This window comes from Arthrobacter sp. Cza30 (genome assembly GCF_059090765.1).
Genome location: NZ_JBNHGA010000003.1, coordinates 745,747 through 761,344, shown reverse-complemented (window position 1 = coordinate 761,344; position 15,598 = coordinate 745,747). Strand labels below are relative to the sequence as shown.

The following is a 15,598-nucleotide window of genomic DNA, read 5'->3' as shown; positions in this document are numbered from 1 at the left end:
CCCGTGGCCGCGTCGCTCGACGAGGTCGAACGCGCCCGGTGGCAGTCGTCGCCGCTGTACGGCGACCGCTGGGTGGAGGAGCACGCGTCGGTTCCCTCGCAGCGCGTGGCCGCGGCGTCGGCCGGCCGGGATGCGCTTGGCGGGATGCCGACGCGGACGCTCTCGCTCGACGGCGAGTGGCTGCTCGCGGGGTCACTGCCGGCTCGAGAGTTCTCCATCGACCGCTGGACCGGTGACCGGTCCGAGCGGGTGCGCCGGGACCCGGCGGGATGGCACCGCGAGGACACGGACCGCTCGTCCTGGGTGCCCGCGACCGTGCCGGGCACCGTGCAGGGCGCGCTCGCCGCAGCCGGGGTCATCCCCGACCCGCTCGTCGACGACCACACCTATGCGGAGCTGACCGAGCACGGCGTCCCCGAGCAGTGGCCCTGGTTCTTCCGGCGCACCCGCATCGAGGAGCAGGAGTGGTGGTACGCCCGCCGGTTCACCGTGCCGGCGGATTGGCGCGAGCAGCGCGTGCGCCTGAGCTTCGACGGTGTCGACTACGCGGCATCCGTCTACCTCAACGGCCAGCCCATCTCCCGTCACCTCGGCATGTACGGCGGGCCGGATGTCGACGTGACCGCCGTGCTGCGCTTCGACGGCGAGAACGAGGTGGTGGTGCGCATCGACCCGCCGCCGCGCGACTGGCACGGCGTGATGAAGCCGTCGCCCGGCTGGGGATGGCACTACGGCCACCTCATCTCCATGGGGATCTGGCGCGGGGTCCGGCTCGAGGCGGTCCCCGCCGTCGAACTCGCGGATGTCTTCGTCACGACCGATGAGCTGACAGATGCCGCCGCCCGGCTGCGCGTGCAATGGGACGCCGTGCGGCACGACGGCGGCGCGGACGCCCTGCCCGTGCAGGTCGTCGTGCGGGATCCGGAGGGTGAGGTCGTCGCACAGGCGGACGTCGACGTCCACGCGCTCACGACGCTGACGCGGCACGACGTCGAGCTCGAGGTCCCGGAGCCGCGACTGTGGTGGCCGTTCGGCTACGGCGAGCAGCCGCTGTACCGGGTCGAGGTGTCGACCGCCGGGCATGCCGTGGCGACCACGTTCGGCATCCGCACCGTCGAGATGCGCGCCCTTCCGGCACGTCAGGGCGCCGACGTCTACGACTGGCGCTTCGTCGTGAACGGCCGCGAGCTGTTCCTCAAGGGCGCGAACTGGTGCTGGACCGACCCGATGGCCCGCCGCGGATTCGACGTCGACCGGCACATCCTCGACCTCGTCGTGCGAGCGAACCTGCAGATGCTCCGGGCCTGGGGCGGCGGCACGATCGAGAGCGACGAGTTCTTCGACGAGTGCGACCGCCGCGGCATCCTGGTGCTGCAGGAGTTCCCGCTCACCTTCGGTTTGGACTCCACCGGCGCGGACCTCGCCACGATCGACGAGCAGGCCTCACGGATCGTGCGGCGCCTGCGCAACCACCCGTCGCTGATCATGTGGGGCGGCGGCAACGAGAACCCCGCCACCATCACCTCCGACGATCTGCTCACGGTCATCGGCCGCCGCGTGACGCAGTACGACCCGTCGCGCCCGTTCCACCGCACCGACCCCTGGGGCGGGAGCGAGCACTTCTACGGCGTCTACCACGACGGGATGCCGGTCGAGGCGTACCGCGACTACCTTCCCGCGGTGTTCGGCGAGTACGGGCTGTCGAGCCAGTGCAACCTCGAGAGCATGCACCGGTTCCTCGATCCGGCCCTGCTGGAGGCGTGGCCGCCTCCCGCGCACGGGGCGATCATGCAGCACCAGGCCCAGTTCTCGCTGTTCGACCTGTTCAAGCAGGCCCGGTACGCGCACTACGGCCCGATCCGCGACTGGCGCACGTTCGTCGAGTACTCGCAGCTCGCCCAGGGCGACGCCCTTCGCTTCGCGTCCGAGCGGATGCGCGCGCACAGCGGCGTCGAGACGGCGGCGTACTGGTTCTACAAGGTCGGCGAAGCCTTCCCCGGCGCGTCGTGGGCGGTCATCGACTACTACGGCGTGCCGAAGCTCTCGTACTACCGGGCGAAGCAGTTCGGCGCCCCGGCCTCGGCGTATGCGGTGTACGACAGCACGGTGTGGGGGCAGGACGACACGTTCCGCGCGGCGGTTCACGTGTCGAACGACACGCCTGCTCCTCTCGTCGGGGCTCGGCTCTCCGCTCGCCTGTTCGACGCGGGGCTGCGGGTGATCGCCGCGCGAGACGAGGTCGTGGACGTCGCCGCCGACGGCCGCGTGTGTCCGTTCGATCTCACGGCGTCGCTGCGTGGGGTCGACGTCGAGCCGTTGATCCTCTCGGTCGAGCTGACGGATGCCGCCGGCGAGCACCTCTCGTCAGCGTGGTACCCGTTCAACCACCAGCCGAAGTCCGAGGCGCTGCGCGAGCTCGAAGCGCAGCCGCTCGAAGACCTGATGGACCGGCCGATCGAGGAGCTGCTCGCCCCGTACGCGGAGGGCCGTGCGCCGCTGCACGGACTGCCGCGCACCCGCCTGGCCGCCTGGCTCGACGGCGACGCACTGATCGTGCGCAATGTCGGGGATCACGCGGCACCGCTCGTGCTCATCGACGGCTTCCCGCACGCGGTGGGTCGCGTGCTTGAGGACAACGCGTTCGGGCTCGCGGCCGGTGCGTCCCGCCGCATCGGCTTCGACGCCGGTGGTGCGTCGCTCGACCGGCTCTCGGTCCGGGCGTGGAACGCCGACGCGGTGCAGCCGTCATGAGCCGGAGGATCCTCGCCACGTGCGGCGGATGGACGCCCGCGCAGTGGGGCGACGTGGAGTTCAGCCCGCTGCAACGGTACGCGCTCGAGCTGACGGGCGTCACGGGACGCCGCATCCGCGTCGCTTTCATCAACACCGCGTCGGGCGATCAGCGCGTCGACGAAGGGCGCGAGCTCGCGGCCGCGGCCCAGACCGGCGTCGACGCGGTCCACGTGCGACTGTTCGGGCGCAACCAGCCCGATCTGCGCGAGACGATTCTCGGCAGCGACCTGGTGTGGGTCGGCGGCGGAAGCGTCGCCAACCTGCTCGCCGTGTGGCGCGTGCACGGGCTGGATCGCGTGCTGCGCGAGGCGTGGGATGCCGGCATCCTGCTCGCGGGAACCTCGGCCGGCGCCTTGTGCTGGCATGTCGGCGGGCCGACGTCGACCTTCGGCGAGGTCTCGGTGATCGACGACGGACTCGGGCTCGTGCCCTATTCTCTGGGCGTGCACTACGACTCGCAGCCGGAGCGGCGGCCGGCCCTGCAGCACGCGATCGCCACCGGCGCGCTGCCGCACGGGTTCGGGCTCGACGAGGGCACGGCCGTGCTGTACGTCGACGGCGAGCCCGTGGAGCACCTGACCGAGGTGGCCGGCAATGCCGTTCACCGCGTCATCCGTTCCTCTGCGGGCGTCGACGAGGAGCGACTCGTCACGCGGGTGCTGACGTCGTGAGTGTCGCGCCCTCCCGGTTCGCGCTCGCGGTCGACATCGGAGGAACCAAGGTCGAGGCGGCGCTCATCGACGCGGACGGGGTGCTGCTCCACGGCAGCCGACACCGGCGCCCGACGGGGCGCGCGGCATCCCACCAGCAGCTCGTGGCGGCGATCCGGGATGCCGCGGCCGCCGCGGTCGCAACCGCTCCGTCCGCGCGCATCGTCGGCGTGGGAGCCGGTTCGGCCGGTCCTGTCGACACCACGGCAGGGTCGACGTCGCCGCTGAACCTGCCGGGCGGCGCCCATCTGGATGTCGTCGGCACCCTGCGCACCGTCGTGCCCGACGTGCCGGTGCGACTGGCGTTGGACGGCGCCTGCCTGATGATGGCCGAGCACTGGCTGGGTGCCGCGCGCGACGCTCGCAACGCGATCGCCATGGTCGTGTCGACCGGCATCGGCGGCGGCCTGCTGCTCGACGGCCGCGTGGTGTCCGGCCACAGCGGCAACGCCGGGCACATCGGCCAGATCCGGCTTCGAGAAGCGGCCGGCACGGACGTGCTCGACGGAACGCTCGAGTCCATCGCGTCAGGCCCGGCCAGTGTCGCGTGGGCGCGAGCGCACGGGTGGACCGGCAGCACGGGCGAGGATCTCGCGGCCGCGTACGGCGACGGCGACGGAATCGCCGTCGCCGCGGTGCGGCGCTCGGCATCCGCCGTCGGCGAGGGCATCGCCAGCACGGCAGCACTTCTCGACCTCGAGGTCGCCGTGATCGCCGGCGGCTTCGCGGGCGTCGCGCCTGACTACTTCGACCTCGTCCGCGAGAGCGTCGCACGCACGGCGCCGCTGCCGCATGCCCGCCGCGTCCGGGTCGTTCCGTCGCCCCTGGACGGCCAGGCGCCGCTCCTCGGCGCCGCCGCGCTCATCCACCGGGCGGACACCGGCTCGGCGGACGACTAGGGCGTGTTGATCAAGTGGGCGCCGGATCTCGACGCCGGGCGGAGTCCCGAACCGCGGGAGACTCCACCCGACGTCCTGGCTAGAGATGGTTGAGCCAACGAACTCCGTGCTCGTCGGCAGGGGGGATTTCAGCGTCGCTGATGGCCTCGTATGGTTCGAGGACTTCGACGATGGCAGCGATCCATGCCCAGTCTGCCGGCGTGTCGGGGAACGCCATCTGTTGCCAGCGTTCGTCTCCGACCGTCTTGGGCACCTCGATTCGCACCCCGAACCTGCCCGGACGCTGAATCCCGCCGTCAAACACGATCTCGACCGTAGATTCGAAGAGCTGGCTGCGCACTACAGTGACGATCGACGCGGGGCCGCGTGCGACTGCTTGCGATATCAGAGCGGCCCAGTCTGGCCGCTGGTCATGCGGCAACGTCGCGAACCCACTGGGGACAGATCGTGAGCCCGACACAGTACGCGGTGATGATGCCCTTCTGGCTGCTCGTCTCATTGACGACCTTTACGTCCTGGGACTTCTCCACGGTGCACACGCCGAGCCAGCAGGTGTACAGAACTGCAGGGGTCGTGTACACCCATGCGCTCCCCTGGGCGACTCGGTCTCGGGGGAACTGTGTGGTCTTGCGCAGCATGTTCTGAGTGATCCCGTGCTTGTCCCGGAGCTTGATCCAACCCCACGATGTGCCGTCGCCGTAGCGAAGCACCACGGCCACGCCCTTGTTGTCATTCCACCGGGACACTTCGTCCCAGGCCGAAGCAGCGGCGACTGCAAGCGGCGCTTCGATTGCGCTCTGCTCCGACGGCGGCAGTCCTTCAAGTTGAGATTCGACATTCTGCCCGATCTCCGCGGCAGCGGTGACCAGCTCATCGACCGAAACGCGATCTCCGACATCGAGACCAACGTCGCCAAGCGTAACCACGCTGACTGGCGCCGAGGGCTCTGGGCTGGGCTGTGTCACCGGGTCGAGTTCCTGCGCGAGCGCGGCACCCGATGACGCGAAGGTCGCAAGAAGCGCCGCGGCGATCACCGAAGCACTCAACTTCGTCTTGAATCGGATCACAACTTCTCCTCTTGTACTCTGCTGCGTCATGCCTTCAGAGTCACCGTATGGATCTGTGGGCGACATCCGAGGTAGAGGATCCGGAGTTCATGAGTCGTTCAGGGCCGGGAAACCTGCGTCCAGCTCGAACGACCGTTCCAGGTCGCGAGGAATCCGCGTTTACGCGGTCGTGACGTCGGCCTTGATCCAGACCAGCGTCGCGGCGACGCTGATCGCGGCCCGGTAGTTGCGGGCGAGCTTGTCTGAGCGCATCGCGATCCCGCGCCACTGCTTGAGCCGACTGAAGCACCGCTCGACGACGTTGCGGCCCTTGTAGCGCGCCTGCTGCTGGTCGCCGAAGTCGATCGGCCGGCCCGGCCTCTTCCGACGGTGCGCGATCTGGTCGTCACGCTCGGGGATCGTCGCGGCGATACCGCGGTCGCGGAGCCAGGCGCGGTTCGCCTTCGAGGGATAGCCCTTGTCGGCGAGGACTCGATCGGGGCGGGTGCGGGGCCGGCCCTTGCCCGCGCGGGGGACGCGGATGTCCTCGAGCACAGCGGTCATCATCGTGGTGTCGTTAACATTCCTCCCCCCCGGTGATCATCATGCCGAGCGGCCGGCCGCGGCCATCGCAGACGAGATGCAGCTTGGTCGTCAGCCCGCCACGGGACCGGCCGATCCCGTGATCAGGCGGCTCGAACCACGGATTCTTGTGATTCGGACGAGCCCCCTGTGTCCCGCTTCAGGGTCGCGCCATGCTGATGAACACGCGCGATGGTCGAGTCGATCGAGACGACCCAGTCGATCTTCCCGGCGGCGTCGGCCTGCTTCTGCACCTCGGCGAGCAGCTTCTCCCAGGTGCCGCCCTCGGCCCACCGGTTGAACCGCTTGTAGATCGAGTTCCACTTCCCGAACCGCTCCGGGACGTCCCGCCACGAGGCGCCGGTCCGATACTTCCACGCCATGCCCTCGACAGCGAGCCGGTGATCCGTCCATGGCCGCGACCGACCGGACACCGTCGGCATCAACGGCTCCATCACGGACCACACGTCGTCAGAGATTTCCTGTCGCGCCACCGTTCAAGACTCACCCACCCGAACACGAATCGACTTGATCAACACGGCCTAGGGCCCCACGCCTGCCGAGACCGTTCGCCTGATGTCTCACCGGGTGCGCTCGGCACGTTGGTAGCCTCAGCGGATGCGGAATCTCGACTGGGATGGCGCTCGCAACGTGCGGGATCTGGGCGGGCTTCCCACGCCGCTCGGAGCGACAGGCGCGACCATCCGAGGGCGCATCGCGCGTGGCCCGAGGCGGGAGCTGCTCACCGCCGCCGGCTGGGCCGACGCGATGACGTGGGGACTGCGCTCCGTGGTGGACCTTCGTTCCGTCGACGAGGTCGGGGGTCGCGCCGGAGACCCCGATGTGCGTCCGCCCGAGGAGGTCGTCATCACTCTTGCTCCGACCGAGGATCAATCGCATCCCGAGTTCCGCGCCGTGTGCCTCCCGATCCTGGACTCGCCGGAGTACTGGCGGCACAACGCCCGCATCCTGCCTGAGATGGTGCGGGGTGCGGTCTCGGCCATCGCCGCGTCTGAGCCGGGCATCCTGGTGCACTGCGCCGGCGGACGTGACCGCACCGGCATGATCACGGCGCTGCTGCTTGCACACGCCGGCGTCGCAGCGGACGACATCGTCGCCGATTACGCCGACTCCGTGCGAGCGATGGCCGGAACCGGAGCGCATGGGGGGCCCACGCACGACAGGCAGGCATGGTGGACGCCTCAGCAGGTCGACGCCTGGCTGGCGGAGGTGGGACCGCACGTGCGCGAGTTCGTCGCCGACCCGGATCACGTGCTCGACGAGCTGGGCGTGGAGACGGACGACCGCATCCGCCTGCGGTCTCTTCTTCTGGCGGAGCGCTGACGCGAGGAGGGTGCGTCAGCTCAGGGCGGCGAGGAGATGAGCGTTCCGCTTCGCGATGAGCCGGCGGAGATACGGGACGAGGATCAGCCGTTCTGCCACCCTGCCGAGAACCGGCGAGCCGACGGTGATGTGATCGGTCATCCGCGACCCGCCCGGGAGCGGCTCGAAGCGATGCTCGTGCACGAGCGTCTTGAAGGGGCCCCGCACCTGCCGGTCCACGAACCGTGTGGGCCGCTCCATTTCCGAGATCTCCGTCGTCAGTGTGAACCAGACGCCGAAGTGACGTGCGCGCCAGGTCACCGTCTCGCCGAGTCCGATCCGCCCCGTCGTCACGCCGGCGATCGCCCGCTCCTCCGAGTCGGACATCGATGCCACATGGGCGTCGATGTCCAGGGATACGTCGAACAGCGCCTGCACCGAGAAGCGCGATTCTGTGACGAGCGTGAAGGTCGAGGCCACAGTCCATCTTGACGCCCGACTCGAAAGCGCCCGCGAAGTCGTCGCCGGTTGTACGTGAGAGGTCGGGGCTGGGTCAAGCCCCGATGCACATTCGTCGGCGACTCGTACTTTTGCCCTTCACTTATCGTGCGCCGCAGCCAGGAGAGGCAGCGGCCAGTGCAGGACAGGATTCGCATGGACATCGATGTGGTGACCGAGACGGATGCGGGGGGCACCACCTCCTACTTCCCTCGCCACGACTTCAACACGGACACCGTCATCGACTGCCCGGGCGACGGGCCGTACAGCTCTCGTGCGGAGGCAGAGTCCGCCGCGGACCTCCTCAAGGCCGCGATCGCTTGCATGAGCGATTGACATCGCCGGCGGCCGTGGGCCTTGGGATCACCGGCACCTGTGGGAGACTGCCCCGGTGCCGTCACCCCAGAGCCTCAGCGAAGCCGACCGCCGCCTCGTTGCAGCATGGGCCGCTGACTGCGCGGAACGTGTACTCCCGCTGTTCGAGGCGGAAGCCCCGCATGACGGCCGTGCCCGCGACGCCATCGCGCGGGCCCGCGCGTTCTCCCGGGGCGAGCTGACCGCTGCGGGGGAGATCAAGCGGCGGTTCGAAGCCGGCCGGGCGGCGCACGTCGTCTCGTCGACCGCGGCAGTGGCGGCCGCCCGCGCTGCGGCACAGGCCGCCGGCGTGGCGCACATGGGTGCGCACGCCCTGGGCGCAGCGGCCTATGCGGCCCAAGCCGTCGGCTTGGCGGCACCTGATGATCCCGACGCGGCGGCGGCCGAGATCCGCTGGCAGCTCGAGCACATGAGCGATCCCGTCGGGTCGGCGCTGCGACGGCTGCCGCCGGTCGGAAGTCACTCCGCGGGCCCGCTCGGCGCGGGCCTGCTCGCGTCCGGCGCCCTCGGCGCGCACATCCGCACCATCCAGGACGGTGTGGGGGCGTCCGCACCGTGAGGCCAGGATGGCGGGCTGCCCGCCCAGCCGCGGTGCGGGTCGGACCGGCTGGGTAGCATGCGACCCATGGTCATCAAACTCGAGAACGTCGGCATCGCCGTGCGCGACCTCGAAGCGGCGACCGCCTTCTTCACCGACCTCGGGCTCACGGTCGTCGGGCGCGACACCGTCAGCGGCGAGTGGGCGGACACCGCCGTCGGCCTCGACGGCAATCACGCCAAGATCGCGATGCTGCAGACGCCGGACGGCCACGGTCAGATCGAGCTGTTCGAGTACATCCACCCCGAAGCGATCGAGACCGAGCCCACCCGTCCCAACGAGATCGGCATGCACCGCGTCGCCTTCTCGGTCGACGACATCGACGAAGCGCTCCGGATCGCGGCCCGGCATGGGTGCCACCCGCTGCGCGGCGTCGCCACCTACCAGGACGTCTACAAGCTCACGTACGTCCGCGGTCCCAGCGGCATCCTCGTGATGTTCGCCGAGGAACTGAAGAGGAGCTGACGCCCACGCGGGGCGCGTCACGGAACCCGAGGGAGGTCGGATTGCAGGAGGAGAAGCTCCAGGGGCTCGCCCGCGCGCGTGCCGACGAGCTGCCCGGCGCCGAACTGCAGCACCCGTTCGGGCCTGAATGGGACGTCTACAAAATCCGAGGCAAGGTCTTCATGCTGCTGACGGCGGTCACCGGTGAGCCGATCATCACTCTCAAAGCCGATCCCGAGGACGCCAGGGCGCTGTGCGAGAACTACCGGAACATCACGCCGGGCTACCACATGAACAAGAAGCACTGGATCACCGTGCGGCCGGGCCCGTTGGACGAGGGGCTCGTCGAGGAGCTGGTCACCGACTCATACCTGCTTGTCGTGCAGAAGCTGCCGCGCGCGATCCGGCCCGTCGACCCCTCACTGTTCGCGCAGAAGCGCGGTTGAGAGGTCCCGCGACCTCCGGCTCCTGCGCGGACCGTTGCGTCAGTCGCCGTCGGATGCCGCGCCGGTGTCGCCGGTGTCGACGGCCGAGGGCTCCGCTTGGTCACCCACGTGTGCGAGTGACGTGCTGACCGCGTCGCCGGCGCGCAGGTTCGCCGCCGCGAGCGCCCGTTCGAGCGCGAGGTCCATCTCGGAGCCCCGTTCGACGCTCTGATCGTCCATCGGCATGGTGCGTCCTCCTTTGCCGCCACACTAACGGGATGGTCGACGAAGATCGAGATCGCCGTCGCCTCCGCGCATCCGTCAACGGCGAACCCGATCGGATCACCTCGAACTCGTCCGGGAGCCCATCAGGGCGAGCCGGTCGATCACTCGCTGCACTTCCTCAGCGGCATTCCGAGCCGCACCGGGCGTCGTCGCGATCGAGGTGAGACCGAGCCGTCCGTCGATCGCGAGGCACGCGAGCATGTGCAGCACCACGCCGCAACCGGTCTCCGGAGAGAATTGCAGCCCGGCATCCCGAACCGCCGTGATCACGAGCGCCGGATCCATTCCGAGCCAGTGCGGCTCCACGAGGTTGTCGGTGGAGTAGTAGCAGCGGGTTCCCCCCGATTCGGCGATCCAGGCACCGGCGGAGGCGTCGTAGTGTCCGACGACGAGGTGGCGCAGCGCGGCGTACGGGTGCGTCGTACCCCCTTTCCGCAGGTTGACCTCCAGCGCGTACACCCGCCAGCCGGCAGTGTCATCAGGCGCGGACCCGTCGCGAGCTGCGGCGAAATCCACGCTCATCCGGCCGATGACGCCCCGCGCCCGCAATCCCTCGCCGATCCTCGTGGCGTACCGGGCGAGGTCGGCTGCGTAATGCTGTCGAGCAGGGAAGACGCAGCCCTGATAGACCTGGGCGTCCTGGCCGCCGAGGACCTGCTCGTGAGTGGCGAGGATGACGACGTCCCCGTCCGGTCGTACATCGACCTGCGCACTCGGGCTGCTGAACTCCGTGCCCGTGATCAGCTCCTCCACCACTCCACCGGCCGCGAGATCGCCGAGATACCACTGCGGCACGGCCGCGAGGCGCTCCTCGACGCCGAGGCGGTCGTCGAACCGGATGACCAGGTTCCCGTCGCCCGAGCCGCTGTTGTCGTGCTTGACGACCACACCGCGGATCGCCGAGGCCTCGGACCGCAGCCGCTGGATGGCCTGGCGCACGTCCTGGATCGACCGTACGTGCTCGACACCGCGAGGGGTCGGCACGCCCACTTCGCGGAACAGCTCTCGACAGGCGCTCTTGAATCCGATCGGCCACAGTTCCGGCGTGGTTCCGTTAATGGGACAACCGAGCCGCGAGGCGACCTCCATCTCGAACTCGGTGACGTTCCACGGTTCGATGAACGCCGGGCGGTCGCCGATGAGCGTGCGCAGTGACTCGATGATCTCCGGGCGATCGAGGAGCTTCTGCGCCAGCGAGCGTACGGAACGGTCGTCCAACGACACGATGTGCAGCCGGCGCCGGGCGCTCTCACGCACCGCATCGCGCATGAGGGAGAAGTAGTAGTCGATGATGCCGGGCGCCGGCGCCTGCGAACAGAGGTAGATCATCGTGCAGCCCGGGATGGAGGCGAGCAGGAACACGGCGTTCAAGTACCGGTGCTCGAGGGCCGGGATGCGCGCCGCGTAGTGCGCCAGGGTCGACTCGCCGAGCGAGAAAGAGGGCATTGCGATGAGGACGTGCGGTTCCCTCCCGCCCATCACGTTCGCTGCGAGGACCTCTCCCAGTCCTCCTCGACGGTGGAGCATGTCGCGCCTCTGCGGCAGATGGTACGCCGAGCCACTCGTCCCGACAACCGTCCTGCCGCTGCCACGGCGGCGGGGTGGAACCTCACGTTGAGCGGTGCCGTAGGGCACCGCTCGCACGAGCGTGAGGGCGGTCAGCCACTGGTTGTCAGGTCCAGCGAGCCCAGGGATGGCCTCTCTTCTCAACGCTTCGGGCGGTGGCGCGGGAGGGAGTCGACATCAGGATTCATCCGCCCGCGCCCCGTTTCGCTGCCTGGGGCACGATAGGACCGTGACCACGCATCACCTCACGCGGACGCTGCTCTGGCGGGGACGCACCGTCGCATGGGACCGCTTCGGCGAGGGGCCGCCGCTGGTCTTCCTTCACGGCACGCCTTGGTCCTCGGCGCTGTGGCGGCCGATCGCTGGCGCGTTGTCATCGCGGTTCACGATCTACCTGTGGGACATGCCGGGATATGGCGCGTCGTCGAAGGACGCCCGACATGATGTCGACCTCGGAACGCAGGGCAAGCTGTTCGCGCACCTGCTCGACACGTGGGCGCTCAAGCAACCGCACGTCATCGCTCACGACGTGGGCGGCGCCGTCGCTCTGCGAGCCCGCCTGCTGCATGGAGCCCGCTACGCATCTCTGTGCCTGGTCGACGTCGTCGCGCTCTCGCCCTGGGGGTCGCCGTTCTTCCGGCTTGTGAAGCAGCACGCCGAGGTGTTCGCGCAGCTTCCCGCACCGGTTCACCGCGGAGCGGTGGAGGCCTATATCCGCGGAGCGAGCCGCCGGGGATTGCGTGACGAGGATCTCGACCTGCTGGTCCATCCCTGGACGGACGACGTGGGCCAGGCGGCGTTCTATCGGCAGATCGCCCAGGCCGACGAGCGCTTCACCGACGAGGTGGAGCCGGCGTACCGCAACGTGACGGAACCGGTGCACATCGTCTGGGGGACGGACGATGCCTGGATCCCTCAGGATCGCGCCCATCGCCTGCACCACGAGATCCCGCACTCGTCGCTCGCACTCATCGACGGCGCCGGTCATCTGATCCAGCTCGATGCAGCTGCTGCGCTCGCCGCGGAGCTGACTCGATGGGTGGAACGAGTCAGAGACCGTGCCGCAACGTGATCGCTGGTCCAGCTTCCTCGCGGTGTGACCTTCTCGTGGCCGACGTCGGGTCGTCGCAGGTCACAGGGACCGGGTCTCGCCCGCACGGTCGCGGTACCCCTCTGACACCTCTCCTCGCAGTACCTGCTCGATCCGCTCGGCGAGGTCAGTGATCGATTCCTGGTCGTCGTCGAGGAGGCGGTCACCGATGTCTGCAACGACGAGGTCGCGCTGCCGGCGTATCTCCTGCCGCTGCTGGTCATCCTGGGCAGTGCGTGCGCAATCGCGCAGCAGTCGCAGCACCGCTGACAACACGATCGGCTCCTGACCGCCGTAACGCCTGACAGGCGCACAGACCAGGTCGAGGTAGTAGCGGTGGTCCCGGTCCGGCGTCAGCACCCGGACGTTCCCCTGCGCGTCGGAGTGTGCCTGGGTGCCCAGCTGTTTGCGCTGCAGCTTGGTGAGCAGGTCGGCCGAATGGGCCAAGGCGGTCGCGGCGGTCACGGGGTCGTTGATGCCGGGAGAGATGGCCTTCACCGCGATGTCGGTCAACTGACGCAGTCCGAACGCCACGTCTTGGTCCGAGGTCCGCTCTATGCCGATCTGGATGGCACGCTCGGCCCTGCGGCTGACCGACTCCACAGCCTCGGGCGTCGCGCCCCGCCCCACACGATGCCAAGAGGTGCTCCCGCTACGACATGATCCCCGGGGCGGACATCCAGACGCACCAGGACATCGAGCTCCTGCGCGGCTTCGACGAGCTGTCTCGGATCGATCTGCCGGACGAAGCCGCTCTGGGAGGCCGCGAAGGGCGCCCCCTCCCTGTGGCGCTCCAGGTCGAGGCTCGGCTTCTTATCGGTGTCGCCATAATCCGGGTAGGTCTGCGAGATCGTCTTCGACGCTTCCCGATGAACCGCGACCATCATCGTGTCGACTCGCAGGACGCGCACGAGGTGCCCGACGAAGCCGAGAAGAGCACCGGCTGACGCGATGCCCAGCACATAGACGAGAACCAGGACCGCCACCGGCAGCGGCTCGTCCTCCCGGATGCCACTGATCGCCGTCACTGCGACCACGAAAGTGGAGATCATGACCGCGAGCACGACCTGAGTGACCGGGTCCCGGGCGAACTCGCGGAGCAGTCGGGGCGAGAACTGCTGGGAGGCCAGTTGGAGCGCAACCACGGTCAGAGAGAAGGTCAGCGTCGCTGCCGTCATCACGGCGGTTCCGATGAGCTGCACGAGTGCCGATGCTGCTTGCGCGTCGCCCGGCCACAGCGGAGTCGGCTGCGATCCGGAAGCTCGGATGGGCATCAGAACGAGCGTCAGCACCAGTGCCACCAGGGCGGCCGACATCGGCCAGAACCACAGGGAGGCCCTGAGCCGCTCCGCCGAGATCCGCATTTTCACCGTCGTTCTCCCCGTTCGGCCATGGCCTCACCATAAGCGAAATGCGACCCGTGGCGAGACTTGAAGATTCCTTGACAAGAATATTCCTCTCGGTGAATAATACGAGCATGCATGCTCAGTTGGACGCCCTGGCGGACCCTGCGCGATGGCGCATAGTGGAGGTCCTCGCCGAGAGACCGCGGTCCGTGGGGAGCGTGGCTGATCTGTGCGGCTTGCGTCAGCCGCAGGCGACGAAACATCTGCAGGCTCTGGAGCGCGCCGGCTTGGCCGTGTCGCGGCGGTCGGGTCAGCGGCGCATATATGCCCTTGTCGTCGAGGCTTTGCAGTCGCTCGAGGCCGAGATTCGAAGGGTGGCCGAAGTGGCATCAGCACACGCGGACGAGCGTGCGCGGTTCGACGCGTACGCCGCCAGCGTCGATTCCGAAACCCTCGCCGCGGACCGCGCTCAGTGGGCGGACGGACGGGAGTTCGTCTTCACTCGCACACTGGCCGCGGACCGTCAGACCGTGTGGGACCATCTCACTCGGCCCGACCTGCTCGAGAAGTGGTGGACCACGAACGACCTGCGCCTCAGCAAGATCGTTTTCAGCGCAACGAGTGGCGACCGAATCGAGCAGGAATACGTCGACATCGACAGTCGCCCAGACTCTGCCGACGTGGTGGGTCGCGCGGTCGGAGCGATCGACGCCGTTGAACCCGGTGGCAGCATCAGCTTCCACCTGTCGCCGCTGCTGGCTGACGGGACGGTCGGCTTCACCGCCCAGTATCGGTGGGCGCTCGCAGTCGTGCCCAGCGGCACGGAGATCGCGGTCCACGCGCGCATCAGCGACAGCACGGTCCAGTCGGCGGAGTTCGTCGCCGGCATACAGCTCGGCTGGGATCAGTGCCTCGACAATCTCGCCGCCCTCTTCACATCACCGCTCTCAGCAAAGTAAGGACCGACAGATGAGTTCCAAGAACCGGCGCGTTGTGGCCAACATCGCTGTAAGCATGGACGGCTATTACCAAGGACCGAACGGACCCGCCGACATGGGGTGGCTGATGCCATATGCGATCAGCGACGTCGCGCGCGACCATCTCACTGACCTCTGGCAAGCGGCAACGACCACGCTCCTGGGCCGCATCAACGCCGAAGGGTTCTTCTCGTACTGGCCCACTGTCGCCGACGAAGACACCGCCGATCCTCGCGACCGCGCATACGGCCAATGGATGCGCGACGCCGAGAAGGTCGTTCTGTCGTCGACCCTGGTCGATGCTCCCTGGAGCAACGCCCGCGTCTTCAACGAGCCGGCCCCGGACGTGGTCGACCGGCTGAAAGGGGAGCCGGGCGGCGACATCGTCGTCTTCTCGAGCGCGAGCGTGATACGGGCGCTCCTTGCGTCCGACCGGGTCGACCGGCTCTCGTTCACGGTGTTCCCTGTGACACTGGGTGGTGGCAGGCGGCTGCTGGGAGACGGCCTTGCGCCTGCGGCGTGGACGCTGGCGCACGCGGTCGCTGGGGACCATGGCGTTCTCTCCATCGCCTACGACCGCGTCCGCGAACCCGCCGGGGCGTGACCCCACAACACCGTCCGAGTGGACCGAGGCGTCGCAA

Annotated in this window: 18 protein-coding genes and 3 pseudogenes; 13 read left to right on the top strand and 8 right to left on the bottom strand. The window is 68.8% G+C overall.

The window, feature by feature from the left end; translation table 11 throughout:
* Positions 1-3: 3 nt before the first annotated feature.
* The 3 genes from AC5RVZ_RS13035 to AC5RVZ_RS13025 are packed head-to-tail and all read left to right on the top strand — an operon-like array spanning position 4 to position 4,402.
* Positions 4-2,751 (top strand): glycoside hydrolase family 2 protein, encoded by a 2,748-nt coding sequence (locus AC5RVZ_RS13035; protein WP_494066177.1) that lies wholly within the window; start codon positions 4-6, stop codon positions 2,749-2,751.
* Positions 2,748-3,464 carry a Type 1 glutamine amidotransferase-like domain-containing protein gene (locus AC5RVZ_RS13030; RefSeq protein ID WP_494066176.1) on the top strand — a complete coding sequence of 239 codons (717 nt, stop codon included), beginning with the start codon at positions 2,748-2,750 and terminating at the stop codon, positions 3,462-3,464. The genes AC5RVZ_RS13035 and AC5RVZ_RS13030 overlap by 4 nt, the downstream gene beginning before the upstream one ends.
* Complete coding sequence (locus tag AC5RVZ_RS13025) at positions 3,461-4,402, top strand: ROK family protein (RefSeq protein WP_494066175.1); 942 nt, start codon at positions 3,461-3,463, stop codon at positions 4,400-4,402. Before AC5RVZ_RS13030 ends, AC5RVZ_RS13025 begins: the two co-directional genes overlap by 4 nt.
* A gap of 79 nt (positions 4,403-4,481) precedes the next feature.
* Here AC5RVZ_RS13025 and AC5RVZ_RS13020 read toward each other — a convergent pair whose 3' ends face one another.
* The 3 genes and pseudogenes from AC5RVZ_RS13020 to AC5RVZ_RS13010 all read right to left on the bottom strand — a co-directional run bounded on the left by AC5RVZ_RS13020 (position 4,482) and on the right by AC5RVZ_RS13010 (position 6,485).
* Positions 4,482-4,742 carry a hypothetical protein gene (locus AC5RVZ_RS13020; RefSeq protein ID WP_494066174.1) on the bottom strand — a complete coding sequence of 87 codons (261 nt, stop codon included), beginning with the start codon at positions 4,740-4,742 and terminating at the stop codon, positions 4,482-4,484.
* A 70-nt stretch (positions 4,743-4,812) separates the two neighbouring features.
* Positions 4,813-5,499, bottom strand: coding sequence for a hypothetical protein (locus AC5RVZ_RS13015; RefSeq protein ID WP_494066173.1), 687 nt, complete (start codon positions 5,497-5,499; stop codon positions 4,813-4,815).
* 129 nt (positions 5,500-5,628) lie between these two features.
* Positions 5,629-6,485: pseudogene (locus AC5RVZ_RS13010) on the bottom strand (IS5 family transposase).
* Positions 6,486-6,648: 163 nt separating this feature from the next.
* On the opposite strand from AC5RVZ_RS13010, the gene AC5RVZ_RS13005 reads away from it, so the two are divergent.
* Complete coding sequence (locus AC5RVZ_RS13005; RefSeq protein ID WP_494066172.1) at positions 6,649-7,374, top strand: tyrosine-protein phosphatase; 726 nt, start codon at positions 6,649-6,651, stop codon at positions 7,372-7,374.
* 15 nt (positions 7,375-7,389) lie between these two features.
* On the opposite strand, the gene AC5RVZ_RS13000 is transcribed toward AC5RVZ_RS13005, so the two are convergent.
* Positions 7,390-7,833, bottom strand: coding sequence for an SRPBCC family protein (locus tag AC5RVZ_RS13000; RefSeq protein WP_494066171.1), 444 nt, complete (start codon positions 7,831-7,833; stop codon positions 7,390-7,392).
* A gap of 174 nt (positions 7,834-8,007) precedes the next feature.
* Here AC5RVZ_RS13000 and AC5RVZ_RS12995 point away from each other — a divergent pair, with 174 nt between their 5' ends.
* From AC5RVZ_RS12995 to AC5RVZ_RS12980, 4 genes are all read left to right on the top strand, one after another.
* Complete coding sequence (locus AC5RVZ_RS12995) at positions 8,008-8,187, top strand: hypothetical protein (protein WP_494066170.1); 180 nt, start codon at positions 8,008-8,010, stop codon at positions 8,185-8,187.
* A gap of 55 nt (positions 8,188-8,242) precedes the next feature.
* Positions 8,243-8,785, top strand: a complete 543-nt coding sequence (locus AC5RVZ_RS12990; RefSeq protein WP_494066169.1) for a putative immunity protein — start codon at positions 8,243-8,245, stop codon at positions 8,783-8,785.
* A gap of 66 nt (positions 8,786-8,851) precedes the next feature.
* Positions 8,852-9,289 carry a VOC family protein gene (locus tag AC5RVZ_RS12985; RefSeq protein ID WP_494066168.1) on the top strand — a complete coding sequence of 146 codons (438 nt, stop codon included), beginning with the start codon at positions 8,852-8,854 and terminating at the stop codon, positions 9,287-9,289.
* A 41-nt stretch (positions 9,290-9,330) separates the two neighbouring features.
* Positions 9,331-9,714: an MmcQ/YjbR family DNA-binding protein gene (locus tag AC5RVZ_RS12980; RefSeq protein WP_494066167.1), complete on the top strand. Its 384-nt coding sequence runs from the start codon at positions 9,331-9,333 to the stop codon at positions 9,712-9,714.
* Between the two features lie 39 nt (positions 9,715-9,753).
* Here AC5RVZ_RS12980 and AC5RVZ_RS12975 read toward each other — a convergent pair whose 3' ends face one another.
* Both AC5RVZ_RS12975 and AC5RVZ_RS12970 read right to left on the bottom strand, forming a co-directional pair.
* The gene (locus AC5RVZ_RS12975) at positions 9,754-9,939 is read right to left on the bottom strand and encodes a hypothetical protein (RefSeq protein ID WP_494066166.1); all 186 of its coding nucleotides are present in this window, start codon (positions 9,937-9,939) and stop codon (positions 9,754-9,756) included.
* Positions 9,940-10,035: 96 nt separating this feature from the next.
* The gene (locus AC5RVZ_RS12970) at positions 10,036-11,505 is read right to left on the bottom strand and encodes a peptide ligase PGM1-related protein (RefSeq protein WP_494066165.1); all 1,470 of its coding nucleotides are present in this window, start codon (positions 11,503-11,505) and stop codon (positions 10,036-10,038) included.
* Positions 11,506-11,773: 268 nt separating this feature from the next.
* On the opposite strand from AC5RVZ_RS12970, the gene AC5RVZ_RS12965 reads away from it, so the two are divergent.
* A complete protein-coding gene (locus tag AC5RVZ_RS12965; RefSeq protein WP_494066164.1) occupies positions 11,774-12,616 on the top strand; it encodes an alpha/beta fold hydrolase in 843 nt (280 codons plus the stop codon).
* A gap of 60 nt (positions 12,617-12,676) precedes the next feature.
* Here the strand turns inward: AC5RVZ_RS12965 and AC5RVZ_RS12960 are convergent.
* Positions 12,677-13,174, bottom strand: a pseudogene (locus tag AC5RVZ_RS12960) (DUF2254 family protein); the annotation flags it as partial.
* Here AC5RVZ_RS12960 and AC5RVZ_RS12955 point away from each other — a divergent pair.
* Positions 13,073-13,297 carry a hypothetical protein gene (locus AC5RVZ_RS12955; protein ID WP_494066285.1) on the top strand — a complete coding sequence of 75 codons (225 nt, stop codon included), beginning with the start codon at positions 13,073-13,075 and terminating at the stop codon, positions 13,295-13,297. The pseudogene AC5RVZ_RS12960 and the gene AC5RVZ_RS12955 sit on opposite strands and share 102 nt — an antisense overlap.
* Here AC5RVZ_RS12955 and AC5RVZ_RS12950 read toward each other — a convergent pair.
* Positions 13,189-13,998, bottom strand: a complete 810-nt coding sequence (locus AC5RVZ_RS12950) for a DUF2254 family protein (RefSeq protein ID WP_494066284.1) — start codon at positions 13,996-13,998, stop codon at positions 13,189-13,191. The genes AC5RVZ_RS12955 and AC5RVZ_RS12950 overlap by 109 nt on opposite strands.
* A gap of 47 nt (positions 13,999-14,045) precedes the next feature.
* Here AC5RVZ_RS12950 and AC5RVZ_RS12945 point away from each other — a divergent pair.
* The 3 genes and pseudogenes from AC5RVZ_RS12945 to AC5RVZ_RS12935 all read left to right on the top strand — a co-directional run.
* Positions 14,046-14,324 (top strand): annotated as a pseudogene (locus tag AC5RVZ_RS12945) (ArsR/SmtB family transcription factor); the annotation flags it as partial.
* Between the two features lie 39 nt (positions 14,325-14,363).
* Positions 14,364-14,939 (top strand): SRPBCC family protein, encoded by a 576-nt coding sequence (locus tag AC5RVZ_RS12940; protein WP_494066283.1) that lies wholly within the window; start codon positions 14,364-14,366, stop codon positions 14,937-14,939.
* Positions 14,940-14,949: 10 nt separating this feature from the next.
* Entirely contained in the window at positions 14,950-15,561 is a 612-nt protein-coding gene (locus AC5RVZ_RS12935) for a dihydrofolate reductase family protein (protein WP_494066163.1), read from the top strand.
* Positions 15,562-15,598 lie beyond the last annotated feature (37 nt).

Bases quoted from the DNA above. Each gene is read 5' to 3' on its own strand.
- AC5RVZ_RS13030 (WP_494066176.1), top strand. From the start codon at position 2,748: ATGAGCCGGAGGATCCTCGCCACGTGCGGCGGATGGACGCCCGCGCAG.
- AC5RVZ_RS13015 (WP_494066173.1), bottom strand. From the start codon at position 5,499: ATGACGCAGCAGAGTACAAGAGGAGAAGTTGTGATCCGATTCAAGACG.
- AC5RVZ_RS13005 (WP_494066172.1), top strand. From the start codon at position 6,649: ATGCGGAATCTCGACTGGGATGGCGCTCGCAACGTGCGGGATCTGGGC.
- AC5RVZ_RS12995 (WP_494066170.1), top strand. From the start codon at position 8,008: ATGGACATCGATGTGGTGACCGAGACGGATGCGGGGGGCACCACCTCC.
- AC5RVZ_RS12985 (WP_494066168.1), top strand. From the start codon at position 8,852: ATGGTCATCAAACTCGAGAACGTCGGCATCGCCGTGCGCGACCTCGAA.
- AC5RVZ_RS12975 (WP_494066166.1), bottom strand. From the start codon at position 9,939: ATGCCGATGGACGATCAGAGCGTCGAACGGGGCTCCGAGATGGACCTC.
- AC5RVZ_RS12970 (WP_494066165.1), bottom strand. From the start codon at position 11,505: ATGCTCCACCGTCGAGGAGGACTGGGAGAGGTCCTCGCAGCGAACGTG.
- AC5RVZ_RS12955 (WP_494066285.1), top strand. From the start codon at position 13,073: ATGGGCCAAGGCGGTCGCGGCGGTCACGGGGTCGTTGATGCCGGGAGA.
- AC5RVZ_RS12950 (WP_494066284.1), bottom strand. From the start codon at position 13,998: ATGCGGATCTCGGCGGAGCGGCTCAGGGCCTCCCTGTGGTTCTGGCCG.
- AC5RVZ_RS12935 (WP_494066163.1), top strand. From the start codon at position 14,950: ATGAGTTCCAAGAACCGGCGCGTTGTGGCCAACATCGCTGTAAGCATG.